2 protein-coding genes and 1 pseudogene are annotated in these 1,928 nt (G+C 67.5%); all 3 read left to right on the top strand.

The annotated features are described in order from the left end of the window. Positions 1-143 precede the first annotated feature (143 nt). Positions 144-425, top strand: a pseudogene (locus tag ACSFA3_RS22365) (solute carrier family 23 protein); the annotation flags it as partial. Between the two features lie 278 nt (positions 426-703). After that, a complete protein-coding gene (locus ACSFA3_RS22360) occupies positions 704-1,408 on the top strand; it encodes an ABC transporter ATP-binding protein (RefSeq protein WP_435507689.1) in 705 nt (234 codons plus the stop codon). Further along, on the top strand, positions 1,405-1,928 hold a 524-nt coding region (locus tag ACSFA3_RS22355), incomplete at its 3' end, for an amidase family protein (protein WP_435507688.1). The genes ACSFA3_RS22360 and ACSFA3_RS22355, both read left to right, overlap by 4 nt.

The following is a 1,928-nucleotide window of genomic DNA, read 5'->3' as shown; positions in this document are numbered from 1 at the left end:
GCTGACCTGCGTGTCGCGCATCACGATGGCAGTGCTGCAGCCTCGCTGACCGAGGCAGCGAGCCCGGGGTGACGGGTGTGTTCAGTGTGGGGTTCATCGACCACAATCACGCCCCACCAACAACCAACAAGAGGAGACAAGAAATGTTCAACTGGACTGAGCGGCCCGCGTCCTCGCTGGCCAACGGCGCGGTGATCGCGCCCGACGAGCGGCTGCCCTGGCTGCAGACAGGCGCGATGGGCGTGCAGCACGTCATCGCGATGTTCGGCGCCACGGTGCTGGCACCGATCCTGATGGGGTCCGACCCCAACATCGCCATCCTGATGAGCGGCGTCGGCACGCTGATCTTCTATTTCGTCACCGGCGGCAAGGTGCCCAGCTACCTGGGCTCGAGCTTCGCCTTCATCGGCGTGGTGATCGCGGCCGATCCGCCACTGATCCTGCTCGACGAACCGGCCGCCGGCATGAGCGACGGCGAGGTCGCGCGCACGGCCGAACTCATTCTGGAGATCAACCGCCAGCATGCGCTGGTGGTGGTGGAACACGACATGAACTTCATCCGCATGATCGCCAGGAAAGTCACCGTGCTGCACCAGGGCGCCGTGATCAAGGAGGACACGCCGGACCGCATCATGAGCGACCCGCTGATCCAGCAGATCTACCTCGGCAAGAAGCCGCACTGAACCCGAAGGCGCACCACAACATGCTGGACGTATCGGGTCTTCACGCAGGCTACGGGGCCATCCCCGTGCTGCACGACATCTCGCTGCAGATCGCGCAAGGCGAATCGGTCGGCATCCTCGGCCACAACGGCATGGGCAAGACCACCATGCTGCGCACGCTGATCGGCGCGCTGCGCGCCACGTCGGGCACCGTGCGCTTCGGCGATGCCGAGGTCACGCGCCTCGCGCCGCATGCGCGAGCCCGCCTCGGCATGGCCTACGTGCCGCAGGGGCGCGAGATCTTTCCGACGCTGAGCGCGATGGACAACCTGCGCATGGGCCTGGTGAAGACCGGCGAGCGCACGCTGCACACCGTCGAGGCGCTGCTGGAGGACTTTCCGCGCCTCAAGCCGCTGCTGGAACGGCCCGGCGGTTCGCTCTCGGGCGGCGAGCAGCAGCTGCTGGCGCTGGCCCGCGCGCTGGCCGGCAAGCCCACGCTGCTGCTGCTCGACGAGCCCACCGAAGGCATCCAGCCTTCGATCATCGAGGAGATCGCCGAGACGCTGGCGGCGCTGCGCGACCGCATGAAGCTCACGATCGTGCTGGTGGAGCAGAACCTCGAATTCATCGCCGCCGTGTCGCAGCGGGTGCTCGTCATCAAGCGCGGCCAGATCGGCGGGGAGATCCCGCGCGAGCATCTCGGCGATTTCGAAAGCATGAGTCAATACACAGGAGGCCATGGATGAGCAACGAACTGCATTACCTCGAGCTGGTGGACATCGGCCAGCGCATCCAGCGCAAGGAGCTCTCGCCGGTCGAGGTCACGCAAGCGCAACTCGACCGCATCGAAAAGGTCGACGGCGCGCTGAAGAGCTATGCGATCGTGATGGCCGAGCAGGCGCTGGCCGAAGCGCGCCGCGCCGAGGCCGAGATCGCGAAGGGCCAGATCCGCGGGCCGCTGCATGGCGTGCCGGTCGCGGTGAAGGATTTGTGCTGGACCGAGGGCGTGGCCACCGCCGCCGGCATGACGCTCTACCGGGACTTCGTGCCCACCGAGGACGGCACGGCCGTGCGCAAGCTGCGCGAGGCCGGCGCCGTGATCCTCGGCAAGCTGCAGCTCACCGAGAGCGCCTATGCCGACCACCACCCCACGGTCACGCCGCCGGTCAATCCGTGGAACGCGGCGCACTGGTCGGGCGCGTCGTCCAGCGGCTCGGGCGTCGCGACCGCGGCGGGGCTTTGCTACGGCTCGCTGGGCACCGACAC

This window comes from Variovorax glucosi (assembly GCF_051216695.1).
Lineage (GTDB): Bacteria > Pseudomonadota > Gammaproteobacteria > Burkholderiales > Burkholderiaceae_C > Variovorax.
The sequence above is the reverse complement of the archived record's forward strand: the minus strand, read 5'-3'. Positions and strand labels throughout refer to the sequence as shown.